Annotated in this window: 15 protein-coding genes; 10 read left to right on the top strand and 5 right to left on the bottom strand. The window is 35.1% G+C overall.

Features of this window, described 5'->3' with window-relative positions; genetic code table 11:
- The first annotated feature begins 205 nt into the window (after positions 1-205).
- Complete coding sequence (locus tag H8B06_RS20325; RefSeq protein WP_190996024.1) at positions 206-1,099, top strand: hypothetical protein; 894 nt, start codon at positions 206-208, stop codon at positions 1,097-1,099.
- 54 nt (positions 1,100-1,153) lie between these two features.
- Here H8B06_RS20325 and H8B06_RS20320 read toward each other — a convergent pair whose 3' ends face one another.
- From H8B06_RS20320 to H8B06_RS20310, 3 genes are read right to left on the bottom strand one after another with little or no spacing between them, the layout of a single operon-like run.
- The gene (locus H8B06_RS20320; RefSeq protein WP_190996023.1) at positions 1,154-2,785 is read right to left on the bottom strand and encodes a response regulator receiver domain; all 1,632 of its coding nucleotides are present in this window, start codon (positions 2,783-2,785) and stop codon (positions 1,154-1,156) included.
- Between the two features lie 4 nt (positions 2,786-2,789).
- The gene (locus H8B06_RS20315) at positions 2,790-5,696 is read right to left on the bottom strand and encodes an ATP-binding protein (protein WP_190996022.1); all 2,907 of its coding nucleotides are present in this window, start codon (positions 5,694-5,696) and stop codon (positions 2,790-2,792) included.
- On the bottom strand, positions 5,686-6,753 hold the full coding sequence (locus H8B06_RS20310; RefSeq protein WP_317170964.1) for a DNA cytosine methyltransferase: 1,068 nt from the start codon (positions 6,751-6,753) through the stop codon (positions 5,686-5,688). Before H8B06_RS20310 ends, H8B06_RS20315 begins: the two co-directional genes overlap by 11 nt.
- A 402-nt stretch (positions 6,754-7,155) precedes the next feature.
- Between H8B06_RS20310 and H8B06_RS20305 the strand changes: the two genes are divergently transcribed.
- Genes H8B06_RS20305 through H8B06_RS20295 form a run of 3 tightly spaced genes read left to right on the top strand, consistent with a single transcriptional unit; the run spans position 7,156 to position 10,698 of the window.
- Complete coding sequence (locus tag H8B06_RS20305; protein ID WP_190996020.1) at positions 7,156-9,129, top strand: hypothetical protein; 1,974 nt, start codon at positions 7,156-7,158, stop codon at positions 9,127-9,129.
- On the top strand, positions 9,116-9,970 hold the full coding sequence (locus tag H8B06_RS20300) for a hypothetical protein (RefSeq protein WP_190996019.1): 855 nt from the start codon (positions 9,116-9,118) through the stop codon (positions 9,968-9,970). Before H8B06_RS20305 ends, H8B06_RS20300 begins: the two co-directional genes overlap by 14 nt.
- Before the next feature lie 2 nt (positions 9,971-9,972).
- On the top strand, positions 9,973-10,698 hold the full coding sequence (locus tag H8B06_RS20295) for a DUF6339 family protein (protein WP_190996018.1): 726 nt from the start codon (positions 9,973-9,975) through the stop codon (positions 10,696-10,698).
- Between the two features lie 56 nt (positions 10,699-10,754).
- Here the strand turns inward: H8B06_RS20295 and H8B06_RS20290 are convergent, their stop codons facing one another.
- A complete protein-coding gene (locus tag H8B06_RS20290; protein ID WP_190996017.1) occupies positions 10,755-11,711 on the bottom strand; it encodes an HNH endonuclease in 957 nt (318 codons plus the stop codon).
- A 102-nt stretch (positions 11,712-11,813) separates the two neighbouring features.
- On the opposite strand from H8B06_RS20290, the gene H8B06_RS20285 reads away from it, so the two are divergent.
- Together H8B06_RS20285 and H8B06_RS20280 are read left to right on the top strand one after the other, a co-directional pair.
- Positions 11,814-12,155 carry a hypothetical protein gene (locus H8B06_RS20285; RefSeq protein ID WP_190996016.1) on the top strand — a complete coding sequence of 114 codons (342 nt, stop codon included), beginning with the start codon at positions 11,814-11,816 and terminating at the stop codon, positions 12,153-12,155.
- Positions 12,156-12,236: 81 nt separating this feature from the next.
- Positions 12,237-12,719: a very short patch repair endonuclease gene (locus H8B06_RS20280; RefSeq protein ID WP_190996015.1), complete on the top strand. Its 483-nt coding sequence runs from the start codon at positions 12,237-12,239 to the stop codon at positions 12,717-12,719.
- A 47-nt stretch (positions 12,720-12,766) separates the two neighbouring features.
- On the opposite strand, the gene H8B06_RS20275 is transcribed toward H8B06_RS20280, so the two are convergent.
- Positions 12,767-13,009, bottom strand: a complete 243-nt coding sequence (locus H8B06_RS20275) for a hypothetical protein (RefSeq protein WP_190996014.1) — start codon at positions 13,007-13,009, stop codon at positions 12,767-12,769.
- 375 nt (positions 13,010-13,384) lie between these two features.
- Here H8B06_RS20275 and H8B06_RS20270 point away from each other — a divergent pair, with 375 nt between their 5' ends.
- The 4 genes from H8B06_RS20270 (at position 13,385) to H8B06_RS20255 (ending at position 15,863) form a co-directional block, all read left to right on the top strand.
- Positions 13,385-13,765 (top strand): (deoxy)nucleoside triphosphate pyrophosphohydrolase, encoded by a 381-nt coding sequence (locus H8B06_RS20270; RefSeq protein WP_190996013.1) that lies wholly within the window; start codon positions 13,385-13,387, stop codon positions 13,763-13,765.
- A gap of 752 nt (positions 13,766-14,517) precedes the next feature.
- Positions 14,518-14,943 (top strand): nuclear transport factor 2 family protein, encoded by a 426-nt coding sequence (locus tag H8B06_RS20265; RefSeq protein ID WP_190996012.1) that lies wholly within the window; start codon positions 14,518-14,520, stop codon positions 14,941-14,943.
- Between the two features lie 372 nt (positions 14,944-15,315).
- Positions 15,316-15,549 carry a PLDc N-terminal domain-containing protein gene (locus tag H8B06_RS20260; protein ID WP_190996011.1) on the top strand — a complete coding sequence of 78 codons (234 nt, stop codon included), beginning with the start codon at positions 15,316-15,318 and terminating at the stop codon, positions 15,547-15,549.
- A 50-nt stretch (positions 15,550-15,599) separates the two neighbouring features.
- Positions 15,600-15,863: a hypothetical protein gene (locus H8B06_RS20255; protein WP_190996010.1), complete on the top strand. Its 264-nt coding sequence runs from the start codon at positions 15,600-15,602 to the stop codon at positions 15,861-15,863.
- Positions 15,864-15,948 lie beyond the last annotated feature (85 nt).

Genomic DNA, 15,948 nt, shown 5'->3' with positions numbered 1-15,948 from the left:
TGTTCCTTGATCGCTTCTATGGCTACCTTCGCCTTAAAGCTTGCACTGAATTTCCTGCGTTCTTTTTTCATTTTCTACTGCTAATTTAAACATTTATGCAGTTGTCCAGTATTTGGGTAGTATGATAGTCTATTACGTGCAAAAAATAGGTATCGTACATAGGGACTGTTGTGTTGCATTAACTAACAATAACAGAACAATCTCAATGCGTAAAGTTCTGACGCAGATTTTAGATCAACGAGACATTATAAATCAATATTGTATAGCAACAGGATTTCCTATTCAAAAGGTGATGAAAATAGTTGACTGTTATACTCTTAATGAAAACAACATAGAAACACATTTAGGGTATCCTAAACCAATCCCTGCTCCCTTTATCAAAATCAAAGGTGATAAATTAATCGTATCTACTTATGGATGTTTAAAAAATCCGGTATATTTTTTAAATCGGGAATTAAAGAGAAGGTATCCAAATGACTTCTTTAATGCTGTAAATAATAGAGAAATTAGATTTCGTAATCAGCTGTATGATATATTTAAGCAGGATAACTTTATAAAAATCTACGAAAATGTTATCCTAAAAGCTCCAAATGGTAAAATTCTAACTGACATTGACGCTATCGTATATGACAGGCAATCCAATAGTCTGGGACTTTTTCAATTAAAATGGCAAGACAATTTTACCACAAACATTAAAGAACGACGAAGCAGAATATCAAACCTCATTGCCAAATCAATTGAATGGATTGACAAGGTGGATGGATGGGTTAAAACTGAATCTCATAATAACATATTGAAGGTTTTAAAAATAAATGGTGAAAAATCTATCTCTAAAGTTCATCTATTTGTAATATCTAGAAACCATATGCATTTCACGAATACAGAACTTGATGATCGTGCTATATGGGCGTCTTGGTTTCAGGTAGAGGAAGCCGCAGATAACGTGTTTGTCGAACCTTCTGGTGACCCAATTTTAGATTTTACCAATAAAATAGAAAAGCTGTCTCCCCAGAAAAGGCCTGTACCACCAGACAGTAAAGTCGTGTACACAAATAATCAAACTATAGAACTGTCTAAATTTAAGGTAATAATTGGTTAACAGTAATCAAACCAGAATAGTACTTGTTCAGGGCCAAAAACTATCCTAGTTTTATTAAATTTTCACAAAGTCAACTCCTACTCTAATCGGATACGAAAATGCATGATTTGCTATTCTTTGAGTATAGTTTGCTCTAATTGTTCCCAAATAAGTTAATTTCTCTGTTTTAATATCCCCTTTCTTATCTAAATAATGGACGTCAATCATATTGTTCTCATCAATTTTATTATGATCTTCAAAAACTTTATATTGTAAAGGTTTAATATAGACAGGACCATACTTTTGATTCAATTCTGCTACTGCTATTTCTGACCATAAAATAGTAATATCATTTGGTAAATAACTTATAAATGCTCCGTCCCCTAGAGAAAGAGCCTTATCTTTCTTTATTGGCTCTCCTTCAGCAAAATAATAATTACTTTTTATTTTGTCTTGTGGTCTTAAACAATCACATAAAGCAGTGATACAAATTAAATACTTTGGTCTAGTATTATGATTTTCATTCTCCTGCATTAAGAAAACATCACCAAAATTGATTGTTTGGTTTTTTTTATCTAAATAAAATGAGTTGTAGAATACATTCATTTTATGCAATGCTGATTCATCGTTATATTCTGCGTCTACTTCCTTTTCAAAATCATCTAATAAAGATTCATCTAATAAAAGAGACTTTCTATTTCTTAGTGATAGTGAAATTTTTTCAAGCATAATCTCATCAATGAAGCTATTAAAAAAATGTCCGAGATTGTCCTTTTTTAATTTCCTCCTGTGGTGAATTAAAGCGTCTTTGGAGAATGACATAAAGGAATCATTGGTAATTGCACTAGTTCTAAAAAGATGATTATACAATTCGATTCCCAACAACTGATTATAGCTTTCTATATCATTGACAATATGATTTTTGAAATTCTCAAGTAATTCTTCCGCTTGATTCTTACCCTTATTAAGAATAGTAACAATAGTGTTGTCAATCACAACTATTTTAAGCTCTGGATTAACATAACTAGGACAACAGATTCCAGTTTGTGATTTATGAGTCGACGAAACGGCGATGGAGGCTTTTATTATAGCACACGTATCACTGGATTCACCTGTTATTTGCTTTAAATTTCCTATAACATCTCTATCATGTTTGTAAATCTCGCCGCGTAATCTTTTAACTTCTTCCGACTTAGATCTATTTAAATTGATTTGGTGGAATATATCTATTAGTGCTTCTGGGTACTCCTCCAATTCTATCTCTTCCTTTATTCTGTCGTAATAGTCTTGGCCTTGATCTGAAAAAAAAGAGAGTAAATTATTAAGTACCTCATCGATATCATCTTCGGAAGTATATATTGAACAGAAATTTATGTGTTTTGCATTTATTACCTCAGTTAACAATGCTAATGATGATAATTCCCCATCATCACCATTTAACTTCCAGTCTAATAATACAAAATCCCTATTATCAATAATGAACCTGAGTTCATCAGCATTTTTTTTCAAATCGCTCTCAAATCTATGTACTTCCAGAGAGATCCCATTTTTTTTAAAATTTTTGTATAGATTTTGAGACAGCTCTTCTTCGATAATATTCTCTTGTATTGAGCCTTCCTGATAAAAACTTTTAGCTTTATCATCTATATAAATAGCAGATTTTATTGCATCTCTTAAAATAGAATGCGCACGATCCTCATAAGTCATTCTTCTATAAATTAGGTTTTATCACAAAACAAGCTCCATCAAGAGTGTTATAGGAGCTATCATTAGTCGCGTATATATCAAAGCCAGCCTCCAATAAACTTTCTTTGGCTAAATATAATCCAATACCTCTTCCAGTTGGACGATTTGAATAAAACAACTCAAAGATCTTAGACAATCTATGCTCTTCAATTTTTTGTCCAGAATTTAAGATGAGTATTTCTTTTTCTTCTCTTAGATAGTCGAAGTGTATCTCTTTAATTTCTGAGTTTTTCATCCAAAAGAACGCATTATTCATAATATTTATTAAAACTGTATACAATATTGGTTCTTTAACGCGAATTATATGATGTTGGAAAGAGTCACTTACAACAATTTTTACTTCTTCCTCTTTTAATTTTATATCAAAGAAATCCTTTATATAAGTTATTACTTCGGAACATCTAATATCTTTACTTACAGCAGAATTAATTTTGTATAACGGTGATAGCAAATCGTATTTATCCTCAAGACTTCTAAATGTCTTTTCTAAAAGTTTATAGTCAGAATTCTCAGCTATTTCATTTTCCTTGTCTAATTTATGAAGCAACCTACTAATTCGAGAATACAATACATTAAATTCATGATCGATAATCTCTACGGCAATTCCTAGTTGAGCGGTATATTGGACTTGGTTCCATTGATCTCTCATTCTATTATACTCTGCTTTATAAGCTCCTTGTAGTAGTTCTTCATCGATATCAAAACTCATCCTATTGACATGATTTACTAGAGGAATTAATGTTTCATTCAAGACCTTCTTTAAATCCTCGAATTCTCTTTTAATTCCTTCAGACTGTTTCTGAATATCGTCCTTTGAAAAAGCTAGACCTAAAGCGTTTTTCTTTGCTTCCTCAAATCCAGTTAATATTGAATTAGCTCGTTGATTGTACTCATCCAAAAGAAGTGTGACCTTTGTTTTTAAAACTTCAAAGTTCTCATATATAATTGCCTCCAATTCCCCTTTATAAACATCAATATTCTTCGTGAAGTTAATTTTCAAATCTCTTAACTCAGCTATTTCGGCAACCTTAGTCATCAACACCGCGCTATTCTTCTTAAGGCTATTATTAAAAGAACGAATTTGATCTTCGTATTTATTTAAACGATCTAATTGCAAATCAGTTGCCTCAAAACTAGTCGGAATGGCTGGAAGTAGCTTTTCAAATTCAACATCCAGCTGGTGCAAACGTTCCAAAACAATCTCTATTTCAGAAAAGGCGACATTATTTTTTTGAATCTTTTGTTCTAACAATGCCAGTAGAGAAGAGTACTCCTTTTCATATATTTTGAATTTATTAGGGTAGGCATTTAGAGATCTACTAAATGCTTTCTTTTCTTCGGTTTCTCTTTTTCTGTCCGACTCTATAGCTTTATTTCTTTGATTCAACATTTTTTTCTGATCTAGAAAAATAGACTGTTCCGCTTTATCAGAGAAAAAGTCTTTTGCTACTTGAATAAAGAAAGCTATTAAATCTGCTTCGAAAGCTCTATAAGGATCATTGGAAATCAAACCTTCTCGACTGGATTTGTCTTTCAAGTAAGGGTTCCCCCCCCTGCTCAATTCTAAATATCCAAACATCCTCCTGTAGGAAAAATAATAGGTACCAATTCTCTTATTTCTACGCTCTTCAAATTTCAAAAAATCTGCATTAGGTCGTCCATAAGGCAAGACCCTAAATTCATCTCGAAAAATATATAAACCGCCATTCTTTGTGACTTTATCATTTATTTTTTTAAACGCATTATCGCTAAGCATAGAGTCTTTTCGGTCTCCTTGACTATAGCCTAATTTAATAGGAATTTCACCGTAAAATTTTTTAGCAAATTTTCTGCGAGTAGTTTTATATTCATAAGGAATTAATTTATCATATATTTTTAAATCTCCTTTAAAGTTTCCGTTTCCGTCAAATTTTCCATCAATTAAAACATCCGCAGATTTATAATCTTCTGCGGTGAAAAATTTCCCTTCTCCATTTATAAGTTCTTTATCTTGCCCCAAAAATTCATGTATATAGAAAGAAGTAGTTACAAGTTGATTATTTTCTTTAAAAGGATTTACAAAGCCAGATAAACTTGATATTGTAAATTCTCTACTTTCCCTAGTGTCTTCGTCTTTATTTTCCTCTGCTAGCTCTAAAATTTGATCGATTGGTTCGAATATTAAAAATTTCGTTCCATGACTATCCCTTAGATCTACAAGATCAGAAAATACAGTATCAATCACATCATCTGTTAAACGAGCATTAAAAGCAGATCGTAATATATCTTCTCTAAGCCCCATCTGCTTATCTTCCCAAATAAGATTTCCGTCTCTATCTTCTCGCTTTCTAAAGTTTTGCAGAAATGAGATTTTGAGTTTATAAAAAGCTTCTCTTACCTCTGAAACAGATGTCAAATCTTCAACAGGAATATATATATCATCTAAAAACAAATTGAAGTTCTCCAGTAATCTCCAATCAAAAAACAATAACTGGACAGGATATCCAATCTTTTTAGTGATCATTAACATAGGGTATCCCAAATATGCAACGGATAGCCTACCTATACCTTTTTCTCCAGCCTTAATTCTTGGCTTTTTCCAAAGAGTTTCTTGATCCTCTAATTGTTCTAATTCAGCCCTACTTTTGGAATCTGTACCTAAAACCAACCATTTCTCTAAAATATCATTTCTTGACATTCCTTTTCCGTCATCAGTTATCAAAAAAATGGAATTAGATAAATTTCGATATTGAGCTTTAAAAACTTCTGCAGTTAAATTATCAGCGTACGCATCATAGCCATTTTTCCATAACTCTGTGATGGCTGTGGGTAAATCTGCAATCTGCCCTTTACCCAATAAATCTACAGCTCTAGCCTTTGTTCTAAATTGCATTATGATTATTAATAATAGATTCTCCAATCGCCTTAGCATATATTGGGGGTACAGCATTACCAATCATTCTAGCCGTGTTGGCAATGCTTGTTCCTTTAAACATATATTTTTTTGGAAAAGATTGCAATACAGCGCCCTCCCTGATGGAGATAACGCGATCTTCCTCTGGATGTGAAAAACGTCCATTGGACATGCTAAAAAATTTTGTAGTGATGGTCGGTGATGGTTTATCCCACCACATACGACCGTATATATCTTTAAACTCCGTTGTATTCATGTAATGACATTTAGGAGCTAATCTTTCATCGAACACGTATGCCATGCGATCACCGCCATCTTTAGGGGTTAATGATAACCGCTCTTTACTAATTTCGCTTAGTCCAGCAGTCCAATGCAACTGATCCGACATATCTTTATTACCTGCAGGAATTTTGGGAAACCCGTTGTGCTCGCCAATTACATCTCTAACAGTAACCTTCCTACCTTCACGTACTTTTGGTTTTAACTCCGTACTCGTTATTCTATTCGCTATCAATGTAAATCTTCGCCGATGTTGGGGTACACCATAGTTACTAACTTCATGTATACTAGCATGGACAGTATAATGATTTTTTTTCAACCATTCTATAAAATCTTCTAATCCACTCTCTCCTTTCCTACGCATCACTCCCGGTACATTCTCCACAACCACATATCCTGGGTTAAAATATTCCACAAAACGTCTGAATTCTTTTAATAGATCTTTTGATTTTTCTGATTTTTCTCGAGAAGTATTAATGATACTCCAGAATTGGCAGGGGCTACACCCAATCAAAAGTAGATTGTCATCATTACGTTTCAGTTTCAGCTTTTTCTCCAATACCTCTTCCTTCAATTGAAAAACATCTGCATGAATAAACTTAGACCCTTTGATGTTGGTTTCATAAGTTTCTTTACAAGTAAGATCAAAATCCACACCTGCAATCACATCAATCCCGGCCTGTTGCATACCACAACTCATCCCCCCTCCGGAACAGAAAAAATCAACTGCTTTTATTTGTCTTTTGTTATCAGCCACTTACTAAAAAATATAATAACTTCCAAAAAATGTTTATACTTTGCTAATATCCGGATTTTTTATTTATAAACAAAAATCAATTTAAGCACTGGTTCAACAGCATTAGTATTTTTCTTAACCCAAAGTCTTAGCATCTACTTCACAGTTTACAAACGCTTTAAATGTCAAATATGAGACAAACTACTTTTGCTTTTCAGAAAACAAAACAAGAAGCTTAACAGGTAATCCTGTTGTTTAATTGGCGAATTTTCTATCCTTACGTCAGGAAATGTCTAAATTCTTTTGAGAGGTCTATCTATATATCATAAAAACCATACTTAAAAATCAGTATACGTACAACATATAATAAAAATATTAACTATATTTAAATTTAGTAATCAAATATAATATACCACAACAACTATGGAGAAGAACTGCACTTGGCACTTTAAACCAGAAGGTGGTGGGGAAATTGGCCCAAACGATCCTTTGCACATCACTTTTAAAGGTAATCCATATTATTCAATAGTACGAGAGGCAATCCAAAATTCTTTGGATGCAATTAATGATACTACAAAGCCTGTAGAAGTAGCCTTTAAGTATTTCGATTTGGATAGGCAAGAATACCCCGCATTCTTTAAAATTGAAGATAACATCACGCAATGCTTAGAGTACTACAGTGAAAATACTGATGCAAAACGGCTGTTCGATGAAATGTTGAAATATCTAAACGGAACGGAAGAAGGAAAAAAAAAATTAAAAATATCCTGCTTAAGAATTTCAGACGCAAATACAAAAGGGATGTATTTTGATGAAGGAACAACCTCTCCATTCTATGCTTTTCTTAGAGCATCCGGTGTAAGTTCCAAAAACCAAGGTGCAGGTGGTTCTTTCGGATTTGGTAAAGGCGCCTACTTTGCCTTATCTCCAATAAAAACATTAATTGTATCCTCAAAAGACATAGATGAAAATGTCTATTTTGAAGGTGCCACCCGATTGACGACACATAAAGATAAGGATGGCAACAAAAGGTCTGCATTCGGCTTTTATGACAACAACCAAGGGAATCCAATTACAGAAAAAGATAATATCCCTGAAATCTTTAGAAGAGCCGAATCGGGAACAGATGTCAATATAATTGGGTTATGGAATGAGCCAAACCGTAAAAGGTTAATGATAAAATCGGTTTTAAACAATTTTTGGTTAGCCATTTATGATGAAAAACTAACAGTCCAGATTGACGAGGTACTAATAAACAAAGCCAATATTGAAACAATAATTGATGAGTATTTTGAAGGTCAGGCAGAAAGCGGAACTCCTTCGGAAATCGAATCATGGAATCCAAAATCCTATTTGAAAGCGGTAAAATATGCAGGCATAAACGGGCAATTCCGAGTATTCGAACAAAATTTAGTGACTGCTGGTAAGGTAAAACTGTATATATATCTAGAAAAAGGGCTTCCGAATAGAACTTCTTACTTCCGTATCCCGAAGATGGTCGTCTTCAAAAGAACTAACAGAAAAGTTAATGGGTACTCTGCTGTTTTCATCTGTGATAATAAAAAAGGGAATGAAATGCTCCGTCTAATGGAGAATCCGGCACACAATGAATGGAATGTAGACAACTATCCAAAAAACGAGGGACAAGTTAATACGGAGGCTCGCAAAGTACTTAATGAAATCAGTAATTTCATTAATACGACCCTTGAATCTCTATCCAAAACGAGGTCTGGTGAGAAAATAAAATTTATAGGCCTAGAAGAATATCTGTCTATCCCCGAGGATTTACTTGAAAAAGACGAAGAATATGAATTTGATGGCTTAAACAGCAACAATTTTTCGGATCAATCAAGCCGTGAGCAGACAGAAGATGAGACTGGCTCAATTACAAGTACCAAAGATAGTCCTGTAAACATAAATCCTACTGTAAAAGTACAGCAATCAGAAGTAACGGATGAAACAGATATTGAGGCTACGAAGGATGGAGAAGAAATAATCCTTACAGGTGGGGAAAATGATACAAGTGGTGGAGACGCACCTTCAGACGGCCCTGGAAATACAGAAAATGCTGGCAGCAAGACAGATGATTCATCTGGCACGAATAAGATCATCGCAAAAGTAAATTTTAAAGTTGCAGCACAAATAGAAAACGGGCATATATACCATTATTTGATTATAAATTCTATTAATGAAATTGAAAATGCAGAGCTGGAACTATTCGTTGGGGCTGATAATGACAGAGACGACGGAATTGAAATAAAAGAAGTCGACAAGGGAATAATTTCAAAAAACACGATTAAAGACTTACAACTAGGGCAAGGCGTAACAAAAATAAAGATACGCTTTGACGACAATGTTAAACATTCAGTAAAACTTAAAGCGTATGAAATTCAATGATTTTACCTTTCCTCATCCCGTATTAGGGATCGGAGATGCTATCCGTGGAATTACAGGCTTTGTAAACAACCCTCAAATAACTGTCTTAGAAGACCGATATAAGATTCTAATTGAATGCAACCTAACAAACGACGATCTAAACAAAATACTTCAAGAAGGTAACGCCGAATTTTTATGTGAAGCAACTTGTTCCAATACAGTTTACAGAGAAAATACTATAAGTGATAATGCAAGAATAGAGTTTGAAGTCCCTAAAAAACAGGTTAAAGGGAAAGTAGAGTTCATATGCTTATTGGTTGCAAAAAAAAATCTGCTCAACTATTCAAATGCAGATGCACACCCTGATTATAGTGGATTTACATTTGACTTAGATAAAGGTGATATTTTGGTATTTTTCGGGGAATTTAATTTTGATGCTGACATTAAATATGAAAAGCTAAAAGCAGTTTCTTCTTTTATGGAAGTAGTGGGAAGAGATGACATCGAATATACTAATATTGATTTAAAAAAATCCAAAATAGAGGTACAACTCCCAACTAACGAATACAACATCTACAGAGGTGATATCATTGCCCAAGAGATGAAATTTGCACCAATATTCCACGCATCGTTTGTATTAAATGCTTTGTTGACAGCGCTCTATAATTTTGAAGATAACAAAGACTATCTCTGGGCAAAAGCTCTGAAATACCGATTGGATAATGAAGATCAATTCAAAAATATAAACATTCAAGATAAAGACAACATTCCCGAAATCGCACAACGTTTACTAGGAAATCCTTTTGGACGTCTATTAAACGGATTGAATGTTATTGTAGAATCAACAGAAAATGAGGAGTAACCATGGCAAAGCAAGTTATATTCAAAGAAAAATACGTAAAAAAAATAAAGGATGAATTGAACGTTGATTTTTATAGAGGCAACGAATTCATGTATGATAGGAAGCAAACCTTAATGTTGCCAAACATAAACTTTCCAGAAGGCTTGTCGGAAAAATTAAATACAAGCGATGACTATAAGTCCGCAATACAAATCTATGAAGCATTTAGAGAATTAGAACCAATCCAGGCATCGGACGAACGATTGTGGACATATCTTTCCCATGTTGATTTGTATCCTTATATGATTAAACGTTGGGACGATGTACAAAAAGGCATTGCGAAGGATAACAAGAAATTCATTTTGGACCATTGGTTTTTAAGCTCCTCTACACAAAGCAGCTTAATGCGCCATGCAATAGCAGGTTTATGGTGGTCTGTTTATCTTTCTACTGACAATACAAGGATGGATAACAAATACCATTTGACTAAAATATTATTCCGTCAGTTAGATTTTCCAACAAGGACATTAGGTACTTACAAACTAGGTCGCCACAAAGAGGCTGTTATCGGCATTTTAGAGTTTATAGAAGACAATGAAGATTTGTTTAAAACAAAATTTGAATACAAAACTCGTTTTGTTACAAAACACCTCAATGTTATTGGTGGTGTAAAACCTATTTCATACTATGATCGTAATTTCTTTAAAGAAGAGCTTAAAAAGATCTCTGAAAAAATTTTCAAGATCTAACGGAATGAATAGCTGTTTTTAAACATTAATATAGTATTTAAAATAAAAACGTCTTCTCACCTTTTAAATACTTCCCTCCTATGCCACTCCAGATTCTCCTGCGCAGGTTGATATTGTAGCTGCTTTGGTAGGATAATTGGTCTACCCGAAAGCTTGGTTAAACTATACGGATGCTCAGTATCCTCTTCCACATGCGGTGACACCAAAATCCGGTAATTTTCATCGACACTCACCAATCCACGGTCGAAAGCACGGTGCAGGTTAGGACATAAGGCAATACCATTCGTTACCTTATCATCGTGTGTTACAGCGAAAGGCACTATATGGCAGGCATCTATAAAGTTGTATTTAAAAGTAGACCGCATGCGCATACCCGTCATGGAGCAGGTATCTTGATATAATTGCGGGATATAGCGTTTGAATAAGCCCGAACGAATAAATACATCATCCTCCGTTTGTATAGATACATGTTTATAACGAACTTCCGGATCATTTAATACAAGCCCCTGCACATCATGATAGAAACCGGCATCTAACTGTTTATGCTGATAATATGACGCTCGTCGCTCCGGAAAATAAAGAAACAGGATAGCATCTTTTGCCAGAATCCTGTTATTATCGATCATCAGCAATTGAAACAATTCTGGATCGAAAGCTCCATATGCCACCGTGCCGGAAAGTGTCTGTACACTCTTGATATGTGCGTTGATCTGAAAGCCGGGATAAGGATGTAATGTCCAGAACGGTTGTCCCTTTGCTTTATCCGACTGGAGGTAATAAAAGGGCTGTGTGAAATCCGGTTGATGTGCCGTATCTACCAATAGCCGCCAATTCTCTTGAAATAATCCAACCAAATCCACATTGACTTCAAAACGGTTATTCATAACCAACCCTTTATCAATCAACTCGATTAACGTAAGCAGTAGTATCGGTTTATGCGGTGCAAGACCATACTTGGTCACTCCCCGTTTCAAACGGTTAAATGCTCTGATATAGGGTTCAAGTTCATTCATCTGTGTTTAAAGATAATAAAGATTTAGAATCAATTAGCTAAAGCTAAAATTTTTAGTATATTTAAACTCTAAACAGATTATCTACTTCTTAAAATATTGCTCATGAAAAAATACTACTACGCCCGCCGCCCCTATCCTATCGTCTACGAAGAAAAGCGGGTGAATGACTGGCGATACCAACTGATGGACTTACCGGAAGATGCTCTTTTGGAAAAGGTAAACGCTATGCTTCGGGAGAAACTCATTGAATGGCTTGCTTGGAATGATGTGCACGGACTATTTCTTGATGAGGATAGCATTGCCGAAGGTTATGAACCATTGACAAAAGAGCACGCGGCGATCTGCGTTTTTGTCGTAATGATGCGCGATCGGGGCAGCTGGAATGGCTATATGGGCGGGATCTACGTAAAAGATATATCGTTAGCGGTGAGTACGGAGGTTTAACGGCAGCAGATTTAACGAAAAACAAAATAAGCGTTAGGTCCGTTCTTCCATTACATGCTAGTTTTTATGTAAATTTACGTCATGCAAAGCTACGATGAGGAAGAACATAGGATAAAGGTTCCGCGTTTTGAGGAATCAGCTGGCTTCTATACCAGTAGGCAGCGTAGCTTCAATATGTCCCGCATCAAGGGTAAAAACTCGAAGCCTGAGATGATACTACGGCGTGCACTGTGGGCGAAAAATATCCGCTTCCGCCTACACGACAAAAGCTTACCTGGCTCTCCGGACATTGTTATCAAAAAATATAAGCTTGCCATCTTTGTAGATGGCGAATTCTGGCATGGCTTCGAGTGGAAAAAAAGACATGCTCAGATTAAATCCAACCGTTTGTTCTGGATACCGAAGATCGAACGCAATATGCAGAAAGACGGACTGGCGAACCGCGCACTACGGAATATGGGATACACGGTGTTTCGGTTCTGGTCGCAGGATATTCTAAAAGATCTTCCCAAGGTACTGAACCAGATTGAGCTTTTCCTAGAAACGAGGAAGATGTATAGGTAGAAATATCATTTGCAGAAATAACTTACGGAGTATAGTTAGGTAAGGAGTTAAATCAAAACCTCTTCCTCGAGATATTCTATTAGATATTCATCAGGGTTATGAAGCACAGCATCATCAACATAGAAGAAGATCTGCTCATCTATTAGACCGGCTTCTTCAGAAATATATTCTCCATTTTCATCTAGCAGTTTGGTATTCAACAAATCTGAAGCGACATCTACTTCTCCAAACACAGGAATCGTTATAGTTCTTATTAAATATGTGGTCTGATCAAATTTTAATGCTCGCATTATGTGTGTTTTCTATTTAAGGTTTGTTTTCATCAAAAGTACCTTCAAGTGCGACTTAATTCAAACAACGGAGGCCATTGAACTGTCAAAAGTGCATTCGGCCGCTATGGATTAAACGCGTAGTAAAAAACATAGACAATATGTACAAAAAGGAAATATCATGTACAAAAACTCACAACAAACAAACACAAAAAACTAATAATCAAAACATAACAGATGCACAAAAGTTAAGATCAGTGTACAAAACATAGAGGTAATTTTGTGGTTGTTCTCAAAAACAGATATGAATTTTGAGGTAGGTTAATGTATAATAGTGATTACGTAACAACAGTCGATGCCTAATAATAAGATGAATTTTGCTATATTTAAAGCATTATGCTTCACGTAACCTGTGCCATTATAGAACACAACAATAAAATATTAATCTGTCAACGCTCTGCTTCTATGAAACTTCCGCTGAAATGGGAATTCCCCGGCGGTAAGATAGAGGGTGAAGAAAGCAAAGAAGAATGCTTGAAAAGGGAGATTAAAGAAGAATTAGGATTAGAAATTGAAGTTGGGTCGGCGCTCACACATGTGGAGCACTATTACCCTGAATTTTCGCTCTATCTCTATCCTTTCCTTTGTAAGTGGACAAGAGGTTCTCTAGCTATTACGGAGCATGTGCAAGCAATCTGGGTAAATAAAAGCGAATTAAAAAACTACGATTGGGCGGAGGCCGATGTACCGGTAGTAAAGGAAATATCCGAACTATGATTTCCTTTACTGTTTAAGCATATCCAAAGTAACACTAAACACAATTACGGATATCACCGAAATAATTAAAAGGATGATAGATGTATTGAACCAGCGAATAATCTTGACGTGTATGATTCCCGAATAGCGCTGATAGAGTAAGCATAAACAACCAATACTATATATTAAACCTACCAAAGAAATTATCCCTCCTACTAGTATCACGAAAATCTGTCCAATGGAGAGAAGTATGCAAGAGACTTTGGTAATTTGCAAATTTTCTTTACGATTGTGAAGACCATATTTAGGAAACGAAAATCCTGCTATCCTTGGATAGTTTTTAATCGGAATGCGGATCTTTCGAGTTTCATTCATATTTAGATTTATATTCCTAATATAGCGATTTATATCGATAAATCGAAACTGCAACTCTTCCTAGGCTCGGCTATCCATTTTAAAAATCCGGAACTATTCATCAGAACTTTTGTTTGTTACCGGATACCTGCTGTCCGCCGGTGAACAACTTGAAATCCCCCTAAAAACACAAACACCTTTAAAACAACGCATTGAATACTTTGGCAACTGGCTTGCAATTCTTTTGGCATGAACAGACAAGTAGATATTTGTATTCACCGATTTTTTTACCGCAGTTACCGAGAAATGCCGGAGCTTGGTCTAATCGTTATTCGGTAAATCTGCCCACCACCCTACCTTTGAGATATCAAATAAGAAATAGAAAAAATAATATACACATCACATTAAAAACTACAAACATGAAAACGACATTGAAAACTATCGCAGCAGCATTGATCATGGTAACATCCCTAAGCTCCTTTGCTTCGGAAAAAGCCAATCCTTTAAAAAACGTGGAATCAGGCATGGTAATCGGCTCCTATGTGGATGCTGTTACCGTAGGTAGCATCGACCTGAACAAGTTCCTTTTTGCAGATGATTTCCAGTACAGCAACGTGAACAACAACGACCGTGCGGGCAAAAAGGAATACATCAAATACCTGAAGGCCAATAAGGGTAACAAATATGACTGCAAGAGCAGCTACGAGATCCTATCGCAGGACGGAAAGGTATGCGTGGCCAAAGCAACAATGGCATTTAATAACTTCACCCGCGTAGACTACATTACCTTGAACCAGGGAAAGGACGGCTGGAAAGTAAGCAAAGTGGAAACGACTTATCCGTAGAAGGCTTTAAATTTTTGTTTCAATAGTGGGACACGTCGTGAGATATCTCCCAATGTTTAGTTTAGTTAGCAAAGCCTGCAAATGCAGGCTTTGATTTTTTGTTGTCTCTCAGGTCTTTCCTAATCTATCGACGTTTATGAAGGTAGTTCACAAAATTTTGCTATATTTAATGTATTAAACCGAATATTAATGAAACTATTTAATAATTATTAGACTAACTATGTTTTCAATCGGACTACTATTCGTTTACGTTGTATGGGCTGGATTTATAGCTATCGTACTTTTTGGGTTATATAGAGTATTTTATGCCCTACTGGACAGGTATCTTGAAGCTAAACTGTGAATAATTGATTTCTAACTAACAAAAATAACATGAATCTACTTTTTTTTAATCTAGGTACGCAGGAACTCTTTATTATGCTTCCATTGCTTGTAGTTTTTGCATACACGCTATATCAAGCGAGCACAAATAGAACCCTTAGCAGCAATCAGCGTATATTATGGATCGCTATTATTCTCTTGACAAACTTGTTGGGATGGATTGCTTATTGGGCTATTGGGAAGAATTGGAATGCGAGGTCGAGACAGCGAGGGAATGTGGCGTGATGAAGGAGATGGATTGATTTAAAAGGTTTAAATACACAAAAATTTAAAATATGTTACCAATCGAAGTTTCAATAGTTATTCTTATTGAGGTAGTCATTATCACCATCGCACTTTTTGCATATCATAAAATAAAGTCGAATCTACTTAATAAGCACCTAGAAATCACAAAAAAACAACTTGCCGAGCAAGATAAACATTTGGATAAAATCAGCCAAGTGTTATCGGAGATGGAAGAATTTGTCGACGAAAAGAAGAATGACGATGGAGCAAGGTATGATACTCCCTATTTGTTGGACAACTTTTTACTAAACTAAGATATAATTACGATACATTTTTAATTTCCTGATAGAACTTTTCATCGGGTGTTATGCTTCCTAGGGATTTGTGCCTTCTTTCCGT

It is taken from the genome of Sphingobacterium micropteri (assembly GCF_014692515.1).
Taxonomy (GTDB): Bacteria; Bacteroidota; Bacteroidia; order Sphingobacteriales; family Sphingobacteriaceae; genus Sphingobacterium; species Sphingobacterium micropteri.
This window is presented reverse-complemented; position numbering and strand designations above follow the sequence as displayed.

Excerpts from the sequence above, each read along its gene's own strand:
- H8B06_RS20265 (WP_190996012.1), top strand. The coding sequence starts at position 14,518 with ATGAAAACGACATTGAAAACTATCGCAGCAGCATTGATCATGGTAACA.
- H8B06_RS20300 (WP_190996019.1), top strand. The coding sequence starts at position 9,116 with ATGAAATTCAATGATTTTACCTTTCCTCATCCCGTATTAGGGATCGGA.
- H8B06_RS20305 (WP_190996020.1), top strand. The coding sequence starts at position 7,156 with ATGGAGAAGAACTGCACTTGGCACTTTAAACCAGAAGGTGGTGGGGAA.
- H8B06_RS20275 (WP_190996014.1), bottom strand. The coding sequence starts at position 13,009 with ATGCGAGCATTAAAATTTGATCAGACCACATATTTAATAAGAACTATA.
- H8B06_RS20320 (WP_190996023.1), bottom strand. The coding sequence starts at position 2,785 with ATGACTTATGAGGATCGTGCGCATTCTATTTTAAGAGATGCAATAAAA.
- H8B06_RS20270 (WP_190996013.1), top strand. The coding sequence starts at position 13,385 with ATGCTTCACGTAACCTGTGCCATTATAGAACACAACAATAAAATATTA.
- H8B06_RS20325 (WP_190996024.1), top strand. The coding sequence starts at position 206 with ATGCGTAAAGTTCTGACGCAGATTTTAGATCAACGAGACATTATAAAT.
- H8B06_RS20315 (WP_190996022.1), bottom strand. The coding sequence starts at position 5,696 with ATGCAATTTAGAACAAAGGCTAGAGCTGTAGATTTATTGGGTAAAGGG.
- H8B06_RS20255 (WP_190996010.1), top strand. The coding sequence starts at position 15,600 with ATGTTACCAATCGAAGTTTCAATAGTTATTCTTATTGAGGTAGTCATT.
- H8B06_RS20260 (WP_190996011.1), top strand. The coding sequence starts at position 15,316 with ATGAATCTACTTTTTTTTAATCTAGGTACGCAGGAACTCTTTATTATG.
- H8B06_RS20280 (WP_190996015.1), top strand. The coding sequence starts at position 12,237 with ATGCAAAGCTACGATGAGGAAGAACATAGGATAAAGGTTCCGCGTTTT.
- H8B06_RS20295 (WP_190996018.1), top strand. The coding sequence starts at position 9,973 with ATGGCAAAGCAAGTTATATTCAAAGAAAAATACGTAAAAAAAATAAAG.
- H8B06_RS20285 (WP_190996016.1), top strand. The coding sequence starts at position 11,814 with ATGAAAAAATACTACTACGCCCGCCGCCCCTATCCTATCGTCTACGAA.
- H8B06_RS20290 (WP_190996017.1), bottom strand. The coding sequence starts at position 11,711 with ATGAATGAACTTGAACCCTATATCAGAGCATTTAACCGTTTGAAACGG.